Below are 18684 nucleotides of genomic sequence, written 5' to 3'. Positions count from 1 at the left end.
ATCTCTTTGTTTATCAGTGAATTTCCGTCAAAATGCGTGGCGCTTTTACGCTCGGAAAATGCGTAAAGATACGAGAGCGTGTGGCGTTTGCGAGAAAAGCCGAAATGCTTTGAAGAAATCAGGACGCTTTGCGCTGCGGCGCGACCTGCGGTTGTGCCGGCAGCATCTTCACCGAGGATTCCGCCAGGCCACTATGCCCCTCGGCGTCGATCACCAGGTGCCAGTGCATCGTTTCCGGAATGGCGATGCGGATCGGCGATTTTTTCGCGACACCGCCGAGATATTTGAAGTCGAGCAGTTCGGTGAAGCGCTGGAAATTCGCGCCTGTCATCAGCCGCACATTGTTGACGGCCGACAGCGATATTTCAATGGTCGTCCCAGCCCGCAATTCCTTCAGGTCGTAATGCGTAAAGCGGAAATTCGGCCGTGCCATCGCGTGCTTCCCATACCGTATATTTGGCAAAGGAGGATAGGACGCCAGAGTTAACGAGCCCTTTAAAGCCAGGCGCGCGCTCGTCGAATTTCGGACAGCCGTGCCGCTTTTGAATGGCTGTGGAGAGTATCGACGGGTTTCACGTGGACGGCAGGGAATAATACTAACGTATAAGATGCGTATTTAATGATAATAAATTTTTCAACTTTAACATCGGCTGATGGGAATGCCATCGTCGGCGTTGGGGGGAATATGAAAAACGTTACGATATCTATGCGTCTTTATGCGCTTGTCGCATTGTTTCTGACAATATTGACCGCGGCGCTGACATTCAGCCTTTTTGAAACCTTCCACGAGATGGAGCGCGAGCGCAAAGCCGGGCTTGCGGCGATGAACGAAACCGCCGTTGCCATTATCGAGCAATATTATCGTCTGGAGCAGAGTGGCAGCCTGACACGGGAAGCCGCGCAGCAGCAAGCCAAAACGACAATCGCGGCGATGCGTTATGGCAATGGCAGCGGTTACTTCTGGATCAACGACATGCATCCCAATATGGTGATGCATCCGATCAAGCCTGAAATGAACGGCACCGACCTTACCGCCAACAAGGATCCGAACGGCAAGGCGCTGTTCGTCGAATTCGTGAACACGGTGAAGGCGGGCGGTCAGGGTTTTGTCGATTATTATTGGCCGAAACCCGGCGCGCCGGACCCGGTGGAGAAGTTTTCCCATGTCGCCGGTTTCGCCCCCTGGGGATGGATTGTCGGCACCGGTGTTTATGTGGACGATCTTGAGGCGGTGTTCTGGAGCGATGCCTATTTCAACATCGGTCTGTGCGTTCTGTCTGCCCTTCTGGTCATCGGCGTGGCAGCTGCCGTCGTGCGCAGCGTGACGCGACCGATCGACCTTATTCGCCAGAGCATGAAGCGGATCGCCGATGGTGACGGCGCGGCCGAAATCCAGTTCGCTGACCGCCGCAACGAAATCGGCGCGATTGCCAAGACGCTTCTGGTCTTGCGTGACAGCGTCAATGAGCGCAGCGCCCTGCAGGCCCGTGAGGCTGACCAGCAGCGGGCACTGGAAGAGGCGCGGCGGGGCAATGAAACAGTTCTGCGCTCCGCGTCTGAACGTCAGACCCATGCCATGACCCAGCTTGGCAATTCGCTGGAGGCGCTTGCCAATGGCGATCTGACCGTCGAGCTTGCCGATATTGGCGCGGATTATGAAAAACTGCGCATGGATTTCAATCGTGCGGTTGGCGCGTTGCACGGCGCCATCGAGGCGATTGCCCGAACCGGCGATGTCGTCAATGACAGTGCCTCCGATATCAGCGGCGCGACGGGTAATCTTTCACGCCGGACCGAACAGCAGGCGGCGGCGCTGGAGGAGACGGCAGCGGCCCTTGACGAGATCACCGCCACCGTGCGCACCGCTTCCGAACGGGCCAATGAGGCGCGGCAGATGGTGCAGGACACGAAAACCAGTGCCGGCCGCTCGGGCGAGATCGTTCGAAACGCCGTTGATGCCATGGGTCGTATCGAGGATTCCTCCAAACGCATCGGTCAGATCATCTCCGTCATCGACGAGATCGCCTTCCAGACCAATCTGCTGGCGCTGAATGCCGGGGTTGAGGCCGCACGGGCGGGCGAAGCGGGACGTGGTTTTGCCGTGGTGGCGCAGGAGGTTCGCGAGCTGGCGCAACGCTCCGCCAACGCGGCCAAGGAGATCAAGACCCTCATCAACCGTTCGGCAGAAGAGGTCGGCGGCGGTGTCGCGCTCGTGCGTTCCACGGGCGATGCGCTGGAAGAGATCGTGGCGCTGGTCAACCGCGTGGAAGGTCATGTGAATTCCATCGCCACGGCGGCGCGGGAACAGGCAACCGGCCTGCAGGAGATCAATACCTCCGTCAACCATATGGATCAGATGACGCAGCAGAATGCCGCCATGGTGGAAGAGACAACGGCGGCCAGCCAGACGCTTGCCGAGGAAAGCCAGCAGCTGCGCTCACTGCTTTCCCGTTTCGAACTCGGACAAGGGGTAGGGCGCGAGGTTTCTCGGGCCGCGTGAGTTGATCCGCTTGGGGTAATTGGAGGGCGCGGCTTGGCTGCGCCCTTTTTGTTGAGGCTTGATTCTAGATGTCTTTCTGACGTTTTGGCACAGCACTTCGCGCATTCCAGCGGCTACTGTTTCACCAAGTTTTCTCCTCCCGTCATGCCGGCCTTGAGCCGGTATCCAGCCAGCCCAAATCTTTGGGCTGAAAAGAGTCCTTCCCGCCGCGCTGACGCGCGTCGGCTGGATTCCGGCTCAAGGCCGGAATGACGGAAGCAATTTGTTTGCGCTGGGTTTTCGAACACCCCAAAACTGGCCGGTTCGTTATTTCCCGCAACCAATAAGGTTTCGTTTACCTCATTTCTTTAAAATTTGACCTGTATTGCCGCGTTTGCGGCCGCTGAAGGTACAGGTTCTCGTATGGCGTATGTTTCCCTTCCGCGTCGTCTTGTGACGTTGCTGATGATTTCCACGGTCATGGTGTCGTGTTCGGCGGAAGGCCTCGTGCCACCGGCGGAGGTGGATGGCACCACGCGTGTCAGCGCCATAAGGTCGTCGCGGCAGCAGGGCTACAGCGCACCGTCAGGCGCGGTCTATCAGGCCGAGCGGGCCGGGCAGGCCTCCGATTATCCCGCAGCCGTGTCGCAGCCGATGCCGGAGCCTTACGCTTCGCAGGACCCCCTGCTGCAATCGCCACAGGGCGGACAGGGCTATTCCACACTCGACACCCAGCATCAGGCGCGCATGGCGGCGAGCGGCCACAGCGCCTCGACGCAGACGATGTCAAATCAGGCGATGCCAAACCAGGCGACGCAAGGTCAGACCATGTCTCCGCAACCGATGGCCGGCAGCCAAATTGCTGAAGGTGAGGGAGGGGTGAACATGGATTCCATGCTGGGCGTGGAACCGGTTCGTGGACTTGCGGAAGAGCAGGATGCGGATATTGCCGAAGGCGTTTCGGAGCAGCCGGTGGTGGATGGTATCGGCACCGACAATCCGATGGCCGTTTCTCCTCCTCGCCGGCAGCAGAGCGCCGGTCAATCACGGTTGATACCGCCGCCACCCGTCGGCTCGTCTTCCCGCCGCCAGCCGGTGGAGGAGGTTGCCATGTTGATGCCGAATGATCCGATGGCGCGCGGCGGACAAAGCAACCGGTCAAGCATGCCGCCCGGCGTCATGCCTTCCTCCGAAGTTGCCTGTCGCTCCGAACTGCGTCGTCTTGGCGTCGCTTTCCGCGATGTTGCGCGTATCGCCGATGGTCCGACCTGCGGCATCGATTATCCGATCGAACTCAGCGGACTTGCCAGCGGCGTCGCCATCCGCCCGGCGGTGAAGCTCAATTGCCAGGTCACGCTCGCCTTCGCCAAATGGGTGAAGTTCGAGCTCGTGCCGTCCTCGCGCTTCCGTTATCTCTCAGGCGTCGGCCGCATCACGCCGATGGGTGGCTATTCCTGCCGCAAGATGAATTCGCGCTCCAGCAACCCGTGGTCGGAACATGCGCGCGGCAACGCCATCGATATCGGCACCATCACGCTCAAGAACGGCAAGGAAATCGACGTCCGCAGCAAGAACTTCTTCGCCTTCCGCGAAAAGGCGCTGCTGAAGGCGGTGAGGTCCGACAGCTGCAAATATTTCTCGACCGTTCTCGGGCCGGGCAGCGATCCCAACCACTGGAACCATTTTCACTTTGACCTGCGTACCCGCAAGTCGGGTTACAGGCATTGCGATTAGAGCGGCGAGCGATAAATCGAAATCGGTCCCGCCGCTCTCAGTTTTTGTTTGAAAACCGCAATACACTTTTAGATCCGATGCTCCAGGTGTGAGCTTCAGGAGGTTGTTTGTTGACAACTGATCGAGGGTGCGTGGGGTTTACCCCCCTCTGCCCTGCCGGGCATCTCCCCCACAAGGGGGGAGATCGATCTGCGGCAAGGTCTCGCCCATCTCAAGCTCGAGAATGAGGTGCAGGTAGCGCCCCTTGCCGATCTCCCTCCTTGTGGGGGAGATGCCCGGCAGGGCAGAGGGGGGTAAGCCCCACGCACCTCCGGTCCACTGTCAACGAACAACCTCCTGAAAGCTAACACCTAGGACGTTCGGTGAGACCTGCCTGGTGGCACGGGACGACATTCGCTGGACAGATCGGCGTTTGTTGTGATCCATCTCCCAACACCTACGCCCCTGTCAAATACCCAAAAAAAGACCGGCCCGAAGGCCGGTGAAGAAGACTGCCTTATCGGGGGGATATCGGCGTCTTTGCAAGGGCATGCAATGGGACATGGTCCCAAGAAGTGGTCCATCCGGCGCGGATATGCGGCAAAAGACATCGCGCCGTACTGACCTGCGGCCAACATGGCTTGCCGCCCGTCTCTGATACGCTATGAGGATCACATGTTTGTGACAACGGCCGCCAGGAGCCCACCTTCATGCCCCCTGTTTCAGAGGTAATGGTCTTCGCTGCGGCGCTTGCGGCGGCCGGCGTCATCGCCGGCCTTCTCGCAGGGCTGTTCGGTATTGGCGGCGGCGCGGTTCTGGTGCCGGTTTTCTACCATGTCTTCGGGCTTCTGGATGTGCCGGAGGCGGTGCGCATGCATCTTTCACTCGGCACCTCGCTTGCCATCATCGTGCCGACCTCCATCCGCTCGTTTCTGACCCATCGCCAGAAGGGCGCGGTTGATATCGACCTTCTGAAGGGCTGGATCGTCGCCGTGCCGCTCGGCACCATCCTCGCATCCGTCGTGGCCGCCCATGCCTCCAGTGTTGCGCTGCGGCTGATCTTTGCCTTCATCGCGCTGGCGCTCGCCTTTCGGATGGTCTTCAACCGGGCGAGCTGGCATCTCGGTTCCGACCTGCCGCAAAACCCGGTCCGGTTTCTGGTGGGCACCGGCATCGGCCTTCTCTCCGGCCTGATGGGCGTGGGCGGCGGGGTGATGAACAATACTTTCATGACGCTTTACGGGCGCACCATCCATCAGGCGGTTGCCACGTCCTCCGGCGTCGGTGTGCTGATTTCGCTGCCGGGGCTGCTGGGTTACATCTGGGCCGGCTGGGGTGATGCGGGCCTGCCGCCATTTTCAACCGGCTTCATCAACTGGATCGCCGTGGTGCTCTTGATCCCCATTACGCTCGTGGTCGCGCCCTATGGCGCGCGGCTGGCGCATGCGCTTAGCAAAAAGCAGCTGGAGCGGGCCTTCGGGGTGTTTCTGGTCTTCGTCGCGGCGCAGTTTTTCTACAGCGTTTACGGCTGATTTTCCTCGATTGCCGAACGCAGTGTTCAGGCCTCCGGACTGGCATTTGCGCATTCTACGGCCTATATGGCGTGCATCTTACTCGGTTTTTCGAAAGATTCGCGATGAATGCCATTGTTTCGATACGGAATCTGACCAAATCCTACGCAAATGGCTTTCAGGCGCTCAAAGGCGTCAGCCTTGATATCAGAGAGGGAGAAATCCTCGCTCTTCTGGGTCCGAACGGTGCCGGCAAGACGACGCTGATCTCCATCGTTTGTGGTCTCGTCAATCCGGGTGACGGTTCCGTTTTTGTCGGCGGGCATGATGTGGTGAAGGATTTTCGCCAGACCCGCGCCCTGATCGGTCTCGTGCCGCAGGAGTTGACGACCGACCAGTTCGAAACGGTGTGGAACACCGTCAGCTTTTCGCGCGGCCTGCACGGGCAGAAGAAGAACCCGGAACTGATCGAGCGCATCCTCAAATCCCTGTCGCTGTGGAGCAAGAAGGACAATATGCTGCGGGAGCTTTCCGGCGGCATGAAACGGCGTGTGCTGATTGCCAAGGCGCTGGCGCATGAGCCAAAGGTGCTGTTCCTCGACGAGCCGACCGCCGGTGTGGATGTGACCCTGCGCCGTGACATGTGGAATGTCGTCTCCGAGCTGCGCGCCAAGGGCGTCACCATCATCCTCACGACGCACTACATCGAAGAGGCGGAAGAGATCGCCGACCGCGTGGGTGTCATCAATGGCGGCGAGCTGCTGCTGGTCGAGGAAAAGACGGCGCTGATGAAGAAACTCGGCCGCAAGCAGCTTTTCCTTGAACTGGCGCAGCCGGTGGAGCAGTTGCCGGAAAGCCTTGCGCCCTTCGGGCTTACGCTTTCAGACGATCGCTGCACCATCACCTATGAAATCGAGGATAATGGCGAGCAGGGGCGCATGGCCGATCTTCTGGGTGCCCTTTCCGCCGCCAACATCCACTTCAAGGATATTTCCACGCGACAGAGTTCGCTGGAGGATATTTTCGTTTCGCTGGTGGGAGACCAGAAATGAATTTCGAAGCCATCAAGGCCATCTATCTTTTCGAAATGGCGCGCACGCGGCGCACCCTGTTGCAGAGCGTGGTGTCTCCGGTCATTTCCACCTCGCTCTATTTCATCGTGTTTGGAACCGCGATCGGCTCGCGGATTCAGGAAGTTGGCGGCGTTTCCTATGGCGCTTTCATAACGCCCGGCCTGATCATGCTGACGCTTCTGACCCAATGTATCAGCAACGGCTCCTTCGGCATCTATTTCCCGAAATTCACTGGCACGGTCTATGAGATATTGTCCGCGCCCGTCTCGATGACGGAAATCGTCGCCGGTTATGTCGGGGCGGCGGCGACCAAGGGGCTGATGATCGGCACGATCATTCTGATCACGGCCACGTTCTTCGTGGATATCCACATTGCCCACCCGTTCATGATGGTGCTGTTCTTCGTGCTGACGGCTGTCAGTTTCAGCCTGTTCGGTTTCATCATCGGCATCTGGGCGACGAATTTCGAGCAGCTGAACCTCATTCCCATGCTGGTGGTGCCGCCATTGACCTTCCTCGGTGGCAGCTTCTATTCCATCGACATGCTGCCGCCCTTCTGGCAGACGGTCAGCCACTTCAATCCGGTGCTTTATCTCATCAGCGGTTTCCGCTGGAGCTTTTACGAGATCGCCGACGTCAATCCCGTCATCAGCCTTGCGATGATCACGCTGTTTCTGGGGCTCTGCCTTGGCGTTGTCGCCTGGATGTTCAAGACGGGGTATCGGCTGCGCAACTGACATTGCGGATTACTGCCTGTCACTGAAGACTTCTCTACAGTGCCGTCATCCTCGGGCTTGACCCGAGGATCCATGGTTGCGTGGGGATGGATCCTCGGGTCAAGCCCGAGGATGACGGGAGGAGAGAGGTCGCGAGCCCTCAAGACATGATCAACCCACCATCGACATTGATCGTCTGGCCGGTGATGTATGCCGCATCCTCGGAGGCCAGAAACGCCACCAGTGCGGCCACTTCCGCGGGCGTTCCAGCGCGGCGCATGGGGATGTTGCGTACCCATTCGGCCATTAGTTCGCCCGGCTTGTAATCGCCCAGCATCTGGCCCCAGACGCGGTCGTTATAGTCCCACATTTCGGTATGGATGATGCCTGGGCAAATGGCGTTGACGGTGATGCCCTCAGGCGCCAGTTCCTTGGCAAGGCTTTGCGTCAGACCGATAACGCCGAATTTCGAGGCGGCATAATGCGGGGTATAGATGAAGCCCTGACGCGCCTGGCCGGAAGCGGTGTTGACGAGACGACCTTTGATGCCGCTTTCGCGGAAGCGGCGGATCGCCTCCTGGCAGCAGAGGAACGCGCCCTTGGTGTTGACGTCGAGATTGAAATCCCACTGTTCCTGCGTCAGTTCCTCGATCTTGGAAATGGTGATGACGCCGGCATTCTGGACGGAGATGGACAGCGCGCCGATCGCCTCTTCGGCTGCGCCATAGGCCTCACGCACCGCTGCCGCATCACGCACATCAAGGATGACGCCGTGTGTGACGGCGCCGGTTTCGTCCGCCAGTTTTCTGGCGGCGTCATGGGTGTCCCTGTCGACAGAGGCGATGGCGACTTTTGCACCTTCCTCGGCAAAACGGCGGGCGATGCCGTATCCGATGCCCTTATTGCCTCCGGTCACGAATACGGATTGACCTTCAAAGCGCCTCATGTCTCCTCCTTTATGGGATTTTGGCTACGTTTCCTTGCCGACCAGTCGTTCGGCGGTGAATTTATCGGTGACGAGCACGTCGATCACACCGGTCCTGAGTGCCCCGGCAATCGCCTCGGTCTTTTTCGAGCCGCCTGCGAGTGCAATGACGCGGTCAACATTGGAGAGGTTTTCCAGCGGCAGGCCGATGACCCGGTCGTCGAGCGGCGTCTTCACCGGCTTGCCTTGCCTGTCGAAGAAGCGCAGCGAGATGTCGCCCACCGCACCCGCCTGGGCGAGATCGGCCAGTTCCTTGGCGGAAAAAATGTTGCCGGAACGGGCGAGAAGCTCCGATGGTTCGACCGCGCCGACGCCGACGATGGCGAGCGTGATCGATCCGAAGAGATCGATGGTTTCGCGCACGAAGGGATCGGCGAGCATCAAGAGCTTGGCTTCGCGCGAGGTGGCGACGCCCGGCACCGGCAGCAGTTTCGGTTCGGCCTCCGTCAGCCGCGCCAGCCGGGTGGTGATCTGGGTCGCATGCGTCTGCACGGAAGGATCGCCCATGCCGCCCAGTGTCTGGACGATATAACGCGCCTTGGCACCTTTAAGCGGGTGGATGTTTTCCACCATCTTGAAGATCGTCTGGCTCCAGCTGGAAACGCCGATGATCTCGTTCTGCGACAGCGTCACCTCGAGGAAATGCGCCGCTGCCTCGCCGATGCGGGCCATGATCGCACCGTCGCGATCCTCGCTGCAATCGACAACGATGGCTTCTGGCAGGTCGAAACGTTCGCGCAGCTGCGCTTCCAGATCGCTATAGGTGCCGGGCGGCGGAATGATGCTGGTGCGGACGATGCCTTCTGCCTCGGCACGCTTCAACATGCGCGAGACGGTGGCCTGCGACAGGTTGAGATGCTGCGCAATTTCCGCCTGCCTTTTGTGCTCGCTGAAATACATCTGCGCCACGCGGGATATCATTCGAAGTTCGTTTAGCCTGCCCATAAGCCCTCCAGGGTGAATTTTTATTCACCATTACCCGAGGTTACAGGCAAGGTCGAGCGGGCAATCGCATCGCGCCAGACGCTGAGCCGCTGGCTGTTTTCGCTCGCGGACGGCGCGATGGTGTTGCCGTTGCTGTTCAACGCCGCGATGGCATCGAGATCGCTCCAGACACCGAGGGCGAGGCCGGCGAGATAGGCGGCACCCAGTGCCGAGGCTTCCGGCGCGTCACGCTGGATGACGGGGTGTTGCAGCATGTCGGCGACACATTGCATCAGGAAACGGTTCTGGCTCGGCCCGCCATCCACGAACAGCCGTCCAAAGCCCGAAGGCGACTGCGCGCGCATGGCGGCGAAGACGTCATGGACCTGAAAGGCAATCGAGTCAGTGACGGCGCGGGCCATCTGGGCACGCGTGGCACTGAAATTGATCTGGGAGAACAGGGCGCGCGCATTGGTATCCCAATAGGGCGCACCGAGGCCAACGAAGGCCGGCACGAAACCGGGGCCGTTTGGCTCGGCAGTGGCGGCGAGTTCCACCAGCGCGGCGACATCCTGCAGGCCGAGAATCTCCGTCATCCAGGGCAGGGAGGCTGCCGAAACGAGAATATTACCTTCAAAGGCAAAGGTTGGTTTGCCGCCGAGCCGCCATGCAACGGTGGTGGTGATGCCGCGTTCGGGCGCGATGAAATGCGGCAGAGTGGTCATCACAGATGAGCCGGTACCGAAAGTGACCTTACCATCGCCGGGGTTGAAGGCGCCGTGACCGAAGAGGGCTGCGTGGCTGTCGCCGATGGCGGCGAGGATCGGTGTGCCGTCCTTGATACCGGGAACGCCTGATGTGGTGCCGAAATCGCCGCTGCTGTCGCGCAGATCGGGCAGGGTGTTGATATCGATGCCGAAGAGCTCGCAAAGCTCATCGCTCCAGACCTGCCGGTTGAGATCGAGCACCTGGCTGCGGGCGGCGTTGGAGGCGTCGCAGGCATGGACTTTACCGCTGGTGAAGCAATGGATGAGCCAGCTATCGATGGTGCCGATGCGGAGCCTGCGTCCCTTCGGGGCACGCTCCAGCAGCCAGCGCATTTTTGCGCCGGGAAACATGGGGTCGATCGGCAGGCCGGTCAGCGCCATGACGTGCTCGGAATGGCCCTTTTCGATCAGTTCGGCGCAGTCCTGCGCCGTGCGGCGGCATTGCCAGCTGAGCACCGGGCCGAGCGGCTCGCCGGTTTCGCCATCCCATATGGTGACGGATTCGCGCTGGTTGGAAATGGCGATGGCCGCGACATCGATCGCAGAGGGGGCGGCGTCGAGGCAGGCGGAGATCGCTTCACGGACCGAGGCCCAGATGCGGTTCGGATCCTGTTCCACCCAGCCGGGCTGCGGATAGGCGATGCCGACGGGAGATGAGCCGCGCGCCAGCAGCTCTCCGCTTTCCGAGACGAGTATGGCCTTGGAATTGGTGGTGCCCTGATCGATGGACAGAATGGCGCGCATCATGGGAGTCTTTCGTCGGCAGTTTTTCGTTTCCGCCTTGCGGCGATTAAACGACGATATTGCAGAAAGGGTGTCGCCGCGCATCCGAAGACACGCGACGACTCTGGGAGGAGACTTTATTTTCTCTTGATCAGCGCTTCGGCCGCATCCGCAATGGCGGCCGGCGCCATGCCGAATTCATCCAGCAGCCATTCGGCCGAACCGGTGTGGGCAAAGACACCGGGAACGCCGAGACGTTTCATCGGCACCGGGGCCTGCTCGACCACGACTTCGGCAATGGCCGAACCAAGGCCGCCGAAGATCGAATGTTCTTCAGCCGTCAGGATCGCGCCGGTTTCCTTCGCAGCAGTGATGATCGCCGCCTCATCGATGGGACGTACGGTCGCCATGTTCAGCACACGCGCCTTGACGCCACGGCTGGCCAGAATATCGGCGGCCTTGACGATGCGGTGGGTCAGCGTGCCATTGGCGATCAAAGTCAGGTCGGAACCTTCGCGCAGCAGGTTGGCGCGGCCAAGTTCGAAGACGTGGCCTTCCGGCAGAAGATCCGGCACGCCGACGCGTGACAGGCGCAGGAAGCAGGGGCCGGCATAGTCCGCGGCCCATTTGACGGCGGCGGCCGTTTCGATGCGGTCGCAGGGGGCGATGACCGGCAGGTTCGGCAGAACGCGGGTCCAGGCGAAATCTTCGATGGAATGATGCGTCGGGCCGAGTTCGCCATAGGCCATGCCCGAGGATATGCCGATCAGCTTCACATTGGCGTTGGAGTAAGCAAGGTCGGCCTTGATTTGCTCCAACGCGCGGCCGGTGAGGAAGCAGGATGCGCCGCAGACGAAGGGCAATTGGCCGCCATTGGCGAGACCGGCGCCGACGCCGACCATATTCTGCTCGGCAATGCCGACATTCACGAGACGTTCCGGGAATTTCGACTTGAAACCGCCAAGCTTCGAGGAGCCGACCGAATCGTTGCAGACGGCGACGACCCTGTCATTGCCGGCGGCCAGCACTTCCAGCGTTTCGGCGAAGGCGTCGCGGCAGTCATAAAGCTTGGCGGCGGTTACGGGCGCGTTCATTACAATGTCTCCGAAAGTTCTTTGACGGCGATTTCATATTGTTCCCTGCTCGGAACCTTATGGTGCCAGTCAACGCGGTCCTGCATGAAGGAAATGCCGTGACCCTTGTTGGTGTGGGCGACGATGCAATGCGGGCGGTTGCCGCGATGCTCCAGCGCTGGCACGACTTCCGCCATGGCATTGCCGTTGATTTCGCTGACTTCCCAGCCGAAAGCCTCGAGCTTCGGGCGAAGCGGCGCGACATCATTGGTTTCCGAAAGCGCCGCACCCTGCTGGAAGCGGTTGTGATCGACGATCAGCGTCAGATTGTTGAGGTCGAATTGCGCAGCGGACATGATGGCTTCCCAGTTGGAGCCTTCCTGCATCTCGCCGTCGCCGGTCATGACATAGGTGTGGTAGTCCGCACCGGAAAGCTTGGCCGCCTTGGCCATGCCGACGGCAACCGGCAGTCCGTGACCGAGCGGGCCGGTATTGGTTTCCACGCCCGGCACCTTGTTACAGTTCGGATGGCCGTTGAGGCGCGAATTCGGCTGCAAGAAGGTCGAGATTTCCTCTTCCGGGATGAAACCGCGCTTGGCAAGCGTCACATACAGCGCGCAGGCCGTATGGCCCTTGGAAAGCACGAAGCGGTCGCGGGCAGGGTTCTTCGGATCATCCGGCCAGATGCGCAGGACGTGGAAGTAAAGGGCCGTCATGATGTCGATAGCCGACATTTCGCCGCCGACATGGCCCGCACCCGCTTCAAAAACAGCCTGTACGTCGCGAAGGCGAATCTGGCGCGCAATGCGCTCTAGCTCCTGGGACTGCATGGAATCCTCTTCAAAACATGCGTGTGAATATTTATGCATCTATTTATATAATTGCAGACGTGGCGTTTCTGTCAAGATGGAATTGCGGATTGTTTATCGTCCGGCGGTATCGGCATTGCCGTGAAAGCCCTATTGACAAGCTTCTCTCAACTGGCTTATGCATGTTTCACCGATGATGAATAATTATTCTAATCGGTTTAAAAAATGCAAGACAGTCATCGGGAGGAGCCATGTCCGCGCTTGAACGCAATGAGGGGGTCACGCACACCAGGAGCCCGCTTGCCTGGCTGAGTGGTGCGACCGGACCACTTTTGGGCCTGCTGCTGCTGTGTGTCTTTTTGACTTTCGCCAGCGAGAACTTCCTGTCGCTCCGAAACGGGCTCAACATTCTCGACCAGATCACCGTGCTCGGCATCATGGCCGTCGGCATGACCTTCGTGATCCTGCTTGGCGGCATCGATCTGTCCGTCGGCTCGGTGCTGGCGCTGTCGATGATGATCATGGGCTGGACGGCCAATGTCGCGGGCATGCCGATGGGCATGGCCATCGTGCTGGCGCTTGTCGCCTCTGCCGCATGCGGCCTCGTGGTCGGTATTCTGGTGACGGCCTTCCGGGTGCCTGCTTTCATTGCCACGCTGGCGATGATGTCGGTGGCGCGCGGTCTCGCCAATATGATCACCGATGGACAGCAGATCGTCGGTTTCCCTGACTGGTTCATGATGCTGGCGATTGAGCGCCATTTCGGCGTGTTGACCGCAACCGTGCTGCTGATGCTGGTCGTGGTGCTTGTTACCTGGATTTTCCTGCGTTTCCGCTCCGAAGGCCGCACGGTTTATGCCGTTGGCGGCAACCCGGAAGTGGCGCGTCTTGCCGGCATCAACGTGCCGCTGGTGACGATCTGCGTTTATGTCGCCTGTGCGGTTCTGGCCGGTCTGGCCGGCATCGTTCTTGCGGCACGTCTCGACTCGGTGCAGCCCTCCAGCGGCTTCGGTTACGAGCTGGATACGATTGCGGCGGTCGTCATCGGCGGAACCTCGCTTTCGGGCGGTGCTGGCGGCATTGGCGGCACCCTCATCGGCGTGCTGATCATCGGCGTGCTGCGCAATGGCCTCAATCTGCTCAACGTTTCTCCCTTTTTGCAGCAGGTCATCATCGGTGTGGTCATCGTGCTGGCCGTGGGTGCTGAAACCTTGCGTCGCCGCAGAAGCTGAATTTGCCTGCGGATGGCGAAGAGCCGTCCGCGCAATAAACGACCCTCCCGGCATGGGAGGCGTGAAAAACGGCCGGAGGGGAGGAGGTTTGATCTGCCCGAAGGTCAACAATCAACAAATGGAGGAATAATCATGAAATTTTCACGCATTCTGCTGACATCCGCCGCCCTTCTCGCCATGTCGCTTGGCCAGGCCAATGCCGCCGAAGTCAAGAAGATTGGCCTTGCCGTCGCCAATCTGCAGGCGAACTTCTTCAACCAGATCAAGCAGGCCGTTGAAGCCGAAGCCAAGACGCGGGGCATTGCCGTCGTCACCGTTGACGCCAAGGGCGATGGCCCGACGCAGGTGAACCAGATCCAGGATCTGCTGACCCAGAACATCGATGCGCTGATCTATATTCCGGCCGGTGCCGCCGCTGCGACCGTTCCGGTAAAGCTTGCCAAGGCCGCCGGCGTTCCCGTCATCAACATCGACCGCAATGCCGATGGCGCGCCGGGCGATACCTTCCTTGCCACCGATTCCGTCGCCTCCGCCAAGGCGGTTTGCGATTACATCATCAAGCAGGCCGGTGGTTCGGGCAAGATGGTCATCATCCATGGCCAGAAGGGCACGACACCGGAAGTGGACCGCACCAAGGGCTGCATGGAATCGGTAAACGCCAATTCCGGCGTGAAGATTGTTGCCGAACAGTGGTCCAACATGTGGAGCCAGGATGAAGGCTTCCAGATCATGCAGAACATGCTGCAGGCCAATCCGGATGTTTCCATCGTCTTTGCGCAGGCCGACGGTCTGGCGCTCGGCGCGGCGCAGGCGATCAAGGTTGCCAACCCTTCGCAGAAGATCGTCGTTGGCGGCTTCGATGGTGATACGGCAGCCCTTGAGGCGCTGAAGAACGGCGTGTTCGACGTGACCGCGACGCAGCAGACCCAGAAGATGGGCCGCATGGCTGTGGAAATGGCCGTCAAGATCGTCGGCGGCGAGAAGGTTCCGGCCGTGCAGCTCTCCGATGCGACGCTGACGACAAAGGAAAATGTCGAAGGCTTCATCGCCAACCATCCCTGATCCTGCTGCCCCGCGCGACCCATGGGATGCGCGGGGCATTCACTGGTTTGTCTTTAGATTATTTCGGACGCAAGGCTTTGGGCATTCCCGCTGCTTAAGGTGTCCTGGGAGGTCCCGTCATGCGCGAGCCGGTTCTTTCGCTCCGTGGCATCAGCAAACGTTATGGTCCGCTTGAGGTCCTGAAAGCCGTCGATCTCGATGTCTATCCGGGCGAAGTGGTGGCGTTGCTGGGTGAAAACGGCGCGGGCAAATCCACGCTGTCAGGTATCATCGCCGGTTCGCGTGAGCCGTCCGAGGGCAAGATGACATGGCTTGGGCAGCCATACGCGCCTGCATCGCCGCGCGAGGCGATCGATAAGGGTATCGTGCTCATCCATCAGGAGCTGAAGCTTCTGCCGGAGCTTTCAATTGCCGAGAACGTGTTCATCGGCCGCTGGCTGATGAAGAATGGCGTTATCGACCGCGCCGAGATGGTGCGCAGAGCCCAGCAGCAGCTGGCGCGCCTCAATCTCCACATTCCCGCCACCCGCAAGGTGGCCGGCCTTTCGACCGCCAACCAGCAGCTGATCGAAATCGCCAAGGCGCTGGCGCTGGACGCGAAACTTCTGATCCTCGATGAGCCGACGGCGGCACTTGGCGGCGCGGAAACGCAGGCGCTGTTCGAGCAGGTGCGCAAGCTGCGCGCCGAGGGCGTCGGCATCATCTATATTTCCCACCGCATGGAAGAGATCAAACAGATCACCGACCGCATCGTCGTGTTGCGCGATGGTGAGCGCGTGCATGAATTTGCCGATAGCGCGACGCCGGTGCGTACCATCGTTGAAAGCATGGTCGGCCGCTCGCTGGAGCGCCTGTTCCCGGCATTGCCGGAACCGCAGGACAAGGTGGTGCTGGAGGTCAAGGGGCTGACTGGCGCGACCAATGCCTTCCGCGACATCAGCTTCGGCGTTCGCGCCGGTGAAATCCTTGGTATCGCCGGTCTTATCGGCGCGGGACGCACCGAGCTGGTGCGGGCGATATCCGGTGCTGACCCGACGAGTGCGGGTGAGGTGCTGCTGGATGGCAAGGTGCTGACGCTGAAAAGCCCGGCGGATGCTATCGCCAAGGGCGTCGTCATGGTGCCGGAAGACCGCAAATTGCAGGGGCTGGTGGTGGAGCACGAGATCGGTGAAAACCTGATCTATGCCAATCTCGACCGCGTCGGCACTGGCTGGATCACGCCGCGCATCAAGCGCGCCTTTACCAGGGAAGCCATCGCCAAATTCGGGGTGAAGGGCCGCAGCGAACAGCCGGCGTCCGATCTTTCCGGTGGCAACCAGCAGAAGGTGGTCATTGCCAAATGGCTTGCCCGCAATCCACGCGTGGTGGTGCTGGACGAGCCGACCCGCGGAATCGATGTCGGCGCACGCGCGGGCATTTACGACATTATCGTCGGTCTGGCGAAAAGCGGCGTGGCCGTCATCGTCGTCAGTTCCGATCTCGAGGAAGTGCTGGGCGTATCGAATCGCATCCTCGTGCTCGCGCAGGGAAAACAGGCCGGCATCCTCAACCGTGACGAAGCAAACGACGTCTCGGTCATGGAACTGGCAACCATCTGAAGAAGGAAATACCGATGTCCACCATCACGCTCAACGCGCCGAAACTGTTCGATCTTTCCGGCCAGGTGGCACTTGTCACCGGTGCCGGCTCCGGCATCGGCCAGCGGATCGCCATGGGGCTTGCCCAGTCCGGCGCCAATGTCGCGCTGCTTGATCGCCGCACCGATGACGGTCTGGCGCAGACCGCCGATTTTATTGCAAAGGCCGGACGTAAGTCGATCCAGATTGCAGCTGACGTCACCAGCAAGCAGGCATTGACTGAAGCGGTTGCCCGTACTGAGGCCGAGCTTGGCGCGCTTTCACTCGCCGTCAATGCCGCCGGCATCGCCAATGCCAATCCGGCCGAGGAGATGGAGGAAAACCAGTTCCAGACGATGATGGACATCAACCTCAAGGGTGTTTTCCTCTCCTGCCAGGCGGAAGCCAATGCCATGCTGAAGAACGGCCGTGGTGCAATCGTCAACATCGCCTCCATGTCCGGCGTCATCGTCAATCGCGGGCTGATGCAGTGCCACTACAACGCCTCGAAGGCCGGCGTCATCCACATGTCGAAATCCATGGCGATGGAGTGGGTGGGGCGCGGCATTCGCGTCAACACCATCTCGCCGGGTTACACGGCAACACCGATGAATACGCGGCCGGAGATGGTGCATCAGACCAAGCTGTTCGAAGAACAGACGCCGATGCAGCGCATGGCGGGCGTCGATGAGATGGTCGGTCCGGCGATCTTCCTGCTGTCAGATGCGGCGAGCTTCGTGACGGGCGTGGATCTGCTGGTGGATGGCGGTTTCTGCTGCTGGTAGGGTTTTGGCGCGTTAGCGCTGAGATGGATGATAGGGCGCCAGACCTATCGGTCAGGTTGACGCGGCTTTTTCCCTCCGTCACCCCGGACTTGATCCGGGGTCCAGTGCGATCAAGTCTTTGATCGCAAAAGACTCTTCTCACGGCGCAGACGCGCCGTGGCTGGATGCCGGATCAAGTCCGGCATGACGGAAGAGGAGAAGCCAGACGGTTTCACAAGCATCACGCCCGGCTTGCGCCGGGCGTTTTTGTATTCACACCACGAGCAGCAGCTCACGCAACCTGCTTCTGCACCACGTCTTCGACAACCTCGCCCTTGAGGTAAGCAACGAGGTCCTTGATCGTCACGACGAGCAGGCCGTGGCGTTCGGCGAAGACTTCGAGCTGGGGCAGGCGGGCCATGGTGCCGTCGTCATTGGCAACTTCGCAGATGGTGCCGGACGGGAATTTCCCGGCAAGACGGCAGAGGTCCACGGCGGCTTCCGTGTGGCCGGTGCGGCCGAGAACACCTTGCGGATTGGCGCGCAGCGGGAAGATGTGGCCGGGACGGGCGAAGTCTTCCGGGCGCGAACCCTCCGACACCAGCGCACGCACTGTCTCTGCCCGGTCGGCGGCGGAAATGCCTGTCGTGGTGCCCGGAATATAGTCCACCGAGACGGTGAAGGCCGTCTTGAGGGATTCGGTGTTGCGCGACACCATCAGCGGAATGTCGAGCGCGTCGAGGCGCTCACCCGGCATGGCGACGCATACCAGCCCGCGGGCATGGTTCATCATGAAAGCGATCTGCTGCGGAGTGATGCTGTCGGAAGCGGCGATGATATCGCCTTCGTTTTCGCGGTCTTCATCATCGACCACAATCACCATCTCGCCACGGGAAATGGCATCGATCGCGTCTTCAATTTTAGCAATGGTCATTCTATTTCAAGCCTTTCAAGGGGTTATGCCGTTTTGCGGCATTTTCGCGCTTCAAGAAGCGCCAAATATCCCTTGGGCGAACAATGCAATGCGAAGCCCGCTCACGCGCGGGCGTCTTATGCCTTGTCCTCTTCCATCCGGACTATACCGTCGGCTCCGGCCTCTCACCGGATCTGCTGACCTTCCGGCTTTGGAGACCGGAAGCGCTCGCGGGCTCCGGGAAAAATCCCGATACCGCCGGTGGGGAATTACACCCCGCCCTGAGAACAGCACCAACATAAATTATCAAATGCGAAGGAATCA

16 protein-coding genes and 1 riboswitch are annotated in these 18684 nt (G+C 60.2%); of the genes, 9 read left to right on the top strand and 7 right to left on the bottom strand.

The features are described 5' to 3' along the window. Positions 1-118: 118 nt before the first annotated feature. On the bottom strand, positions 119-433 hold the full coding sequence (locus PL640_RS22250) for a DUF1883 domain-containing protein (protein ID WP_046798183.1): 315 nt from the start codon (positions 431-433) through the stop codon (positions 119-121). A 252-nt stretch (positions 434-685) separates the two neighbouring features. Here PL640_RS22250 and PL640_RS22245 point away from each other — a divergent pair, with 252 nt between their 5' ends. From PL640_RS22245 to PL640_RS22225, 5 genes are all read left to right on the top strand, one after another. Next, the gene (locus PL640_RS22245; RefSeq protein ID WP_271363563.1) at positions 686-2500 is read left to right on the top strand and encodes a methyl-accepting chemotaxis protein; all 1815 of its coding nucleotides are present in this window, start codon (positions 686-688) and stop codon (positions 2498-2500) included. A gap of 402 nt (positions 2501-2902) precedes the next feature. Next, entirely contained in the window at positions 2903-4213 is a 1311-nt protein-coding gene (locus tag PL640_RS22240) for an extensin-like domain-containing protein (RefSeq protein ID WP_271363562.1), read from the top strand. Positions 4214-4902: 689 nt separating this feature from the next. After that, on the top strand, positions 4903-5724 hold the full coding sequence (locus PL640_RS22235) for a sulfite exporter TauE/SafE family protein (protein WP_271363561.1): 822 nt from the start codon (positions 4903-4905) through the stop codon (positions 5722-5724). A gap of 104 nt (positions 5725-5828) precedes the next feature. Continuing rightward, on the top strand, positions 5829-6755 hold the full coding sequence (locus PL640_RS22230; RefSeq protein ID WP_271363560.1) for an ABC transporter ATP-binding protein: 927 nt from the start codon (positions 5829-5831) through the stop codon (positions 6753-6755). Continuing rightward, the gene (locus tag PL640_RS22225) at positions 6752-7513 is read left to right on the top strand and encodes an ABC transporter permease (RefSeq protein WP_142840156.1); all 762 of its coding nucleotides are present in this window, start codon (positions 6752-6754) and stop codon (positions 7511-7513) included. The genes PL640_RS22230 and PL640_RS22225 overlap by 4 nt, the downstream gene beginning before the upstream one ends. A gap of 139 nt (positions 7514-7652) precedes the next feature. Here PL640_RS22225 and PL640_RS22220 read toward each other — a convergent pair whose 3' ends face one another. The 5 genes from PL640_RS22220 to PL640_RS22200 all read right to left on the bottom strand — a co-directional run bounded on the left by PL640_RS22220 (position 7653) and on the right by PL640_RS22200 (position 12794). Continuing rightward, positions 7653-8438, bottom strand: a complete 786-nt coding sequence (locus tag PL640_RS22220; protein WP_271363559.1) for an SDR family oxidoreductase — start codon at positions 8436-8438, stop codon at positions 7653-7655. A gap of 24 nt (positions 8439-8462) precedes the next feature. Next, a complete protein-coding gene (locus PL640_RS22215; RefSeq protein ID WP_003520399.1) occupies positions 8463-9422 on the bottom strand; it encodes a sugar-binding transcriptional regulator in 960 nt (319 codons plus the stop codon). A gap of 20 nt (positions 9423-9442) precedes the next feature. Continuing rightward, entirely contained in the window at positions 9443-10912 is a 1470-nt protein-coding gene (locus PL640_RS22210; protein ID WP_271363574.1) for an FGGY family carbohydrate kinase, read from the bottom strand. Positions 10913-11028: 116 nt separating this feature from the next. Continuing rightward, entirely contained in the window at positions 11029-11985 is a 957-nt protein-coding gene (locus PL640_RS22205; protein WP_271363558.1) for a transketolase family protein, read from the bottom strand. After that, the gene (locus PL640_RS22200) at positions 11985-12794 is read right to left on the bottom strand and encodes a transketolase (RefSeq protein WP_271363557.1); all 810 of its coding nucleotides are present in this window, start codon (positions 12792-12794) and stop codon (positions 11985-11987) included. Before PL640_RS22200 ends, PL640_RS22205 begins: the two co-directional genes overlap by 1 nt. 230 nt (positions 12795-13024) lie before the next feature. On the opposite strand from PL640_RS22200, the gene PL640_RS22195 reads away from it, so the two are divergent. The 4 genes from PL640_RS22195 to PL640_RS22180 all read left to right on the top strand — a co-directional run bounded on the left by PL640_RS22195 (position 13025) and on the right by PL640_RS22180 (position 17468). After that, positions 13025-14005 (top strand): ABC transporter permease, encoded by a 981-nt coding sequence (locus PL640_RS22195; protein ID WP_127758017.1) that lies wholly within the window; start codon positions 13025-13027, stop codon positions 14003-14005. Positions 14006-14137: 132 nt separating this feature from the next. Beyond that, entirely contained in the window at positions 14138-15067 is a 930-nt protein-coding gene (locus PL640_RS22190; RefSeq protein WP_065115989.1) for a sugar ABC transporter substrate-binding protein, read from the top strand. Positions 15068-15186: 119 nt separating this feature from the next. Next, positions 15187-16665 carry a sugar ABC transporter ATP-binding protein gene (locus PL640_RS22185; protein ID WP_271363556.1) on the top strand — a complete coding sequence of 493 codons (1479 nt, stop codon included), beginning with the start codon at positions 15187-15189 and terminating at the stop codon, positions 16663-16665. 14 nt (positions 16666-16679) lie between these two features. Next, a complete protein-coding gene (locus PL640_RS22180) occupies positions 16680-17468 on the top strand; it encodes an SDR family oxidoreductase (RefSeq protein WP_271363554.1) in 789 nt (262 codons plus the stop codon). Positions 17469-17739: 271 nt separating this feature from the next. Here the strand turns inward: PL640_RS22180 and ribB are convergent, their stop codons facing one another. Beyond that, entirely contained in the window at positions 17740-18381 is a 642-nt protein-coding gene (gene ribB, locus PL640_RS22175; protein WP_080816685.1) for a 3,4-dihydroxy-2-butanone-4-phosphate synthase, read from the bottom strand. A 121-nt stretch (positions 18382-18502) separates the two neighbouring features. Then, positions 18503-18653: riboswitch (FMN riboswitch) on the bottom strand. Positions 18654-18684 lie beyond the last annotated feature (31 nt).

This window comes from Agrobacterium sp. ST15.16.024, from assembly GCF_027956545.1.
Lineage (GTDB): Bacteria > Pseudomonadota > Alphaproteobacteria > Rhizobiales > Rhizobiaceae > Agrobacterium > Agrobacterium cucumeris.
Note: the sequence above shows the minus strand (reverse complement) of the source record. Positions and strands in the feature narration are given on the sequence as shown.

Coding starts and splice junctions, on each gene's coding strand:
- PL640_RS22250 (WP_046798183.1), bottom strand. CDS start 433: ATGGCACGGCCGAATTTCCGCTTTACGCATTACGACCTGAAGGAATTG.
- PL640_RS22245 (WP_271363563.1), top strand. CDS start 686: ATGAAAAACGTTACGATATCTATGCGTCTTTATGCGCTTGTCGCATTG.
- PL640_RS22240 (WP_271363562.1), top strand. CDS start 2,903: ATGGCGTATGTTTCCCTTCCGCGTCGTCTTGTGACGTTGCTGATGATT.
- PL640_RS22235 (WP_271363561.1), top strand. CDS start 4,903: ATGCCCCCTGTTTCAGAGGTAATGGTCTTCGCTGCGGCGCTTGCGGCG.
- PL640_RS22230 (WP_271363560.1), top strand. CDS start 5,829: ATGAATGCCATTGTTTCGATACGGAATCTGACCAAATCCTACGCAAAT.
- PL640_RS22225 (WP_142840156.1), top strand. CDS start 6,752: ATGAATTTCGAAGCCATCAAGGCCATCTATCTTTTCGAAATGGCGCGC.
- PL640_RS22220 (WP_271363559.1), bottom strand. CDS start 8,438: ATGAGGCGCTTTGAAGGTCAATCCGTATTCGTGACCGGAGGCAATAAG.
- PL640_RS22215 (WP_003520399.1), bottom strand. CDS start 9,422: ATGGGCAGGCTAAACGAACTTCGAATGATATCCCGCGTGGCGCAGATG.
- PL640_RS22210 (WP_271363574.1), bottom strand. CDS start 10,912: ATGCGCGCCATTCTGTCCATCGATCAGGGCACCACCAATTCCAAGGCC.
- PL640_RS22205 (WP_271363558.1), bottom strand. CDS start 11,985: ATGAACGCGCCCGTAACCGCCGCCAAGCTTTATGACTGCCGCGACGCC.
- PL640_RS22200 (WP_271363557.1), bottom strand. CDS start 12,794: ATGCAGTCCCAGGAGCTAGAGCGCATTGCGCGCCAGATTCGCCTTCGC.
- PL640_RS22195 (WP_127758017.1), top strand. CDS start 13,025: ATGTCCGCGCTTGAACGCAATGAGGGGGTCACGCACACCAGGAGCCCG.
- PL640_RS22190 (WP_065115989.1), top strand. CDS start 14,138: ATGAAATTTTCACGCATTCTGCTGACATCCGCCGCCCTTCTCGCCATG.
- PL640_RS22185 (WP_271363556.1), top strand. CDS start 15,187: ATGCGCGAGCCGGTTCTTTCGCTCCGTGGCATCAGCAAACGTTATGGT.
- PL640_RS22180 (WP_271363554.1), top strand. CDS start 16,680: ATGTCCACCATCACGCTCAACGCGCCGAAACTGTTCGATCTTTCCGGC.
- ribB (WP_080816685.1), bottom strand. CDS start 18,381: ATGACCATTGCTAAAATTGAAGACGCGATCGATGCCATTTCCCGTGGC.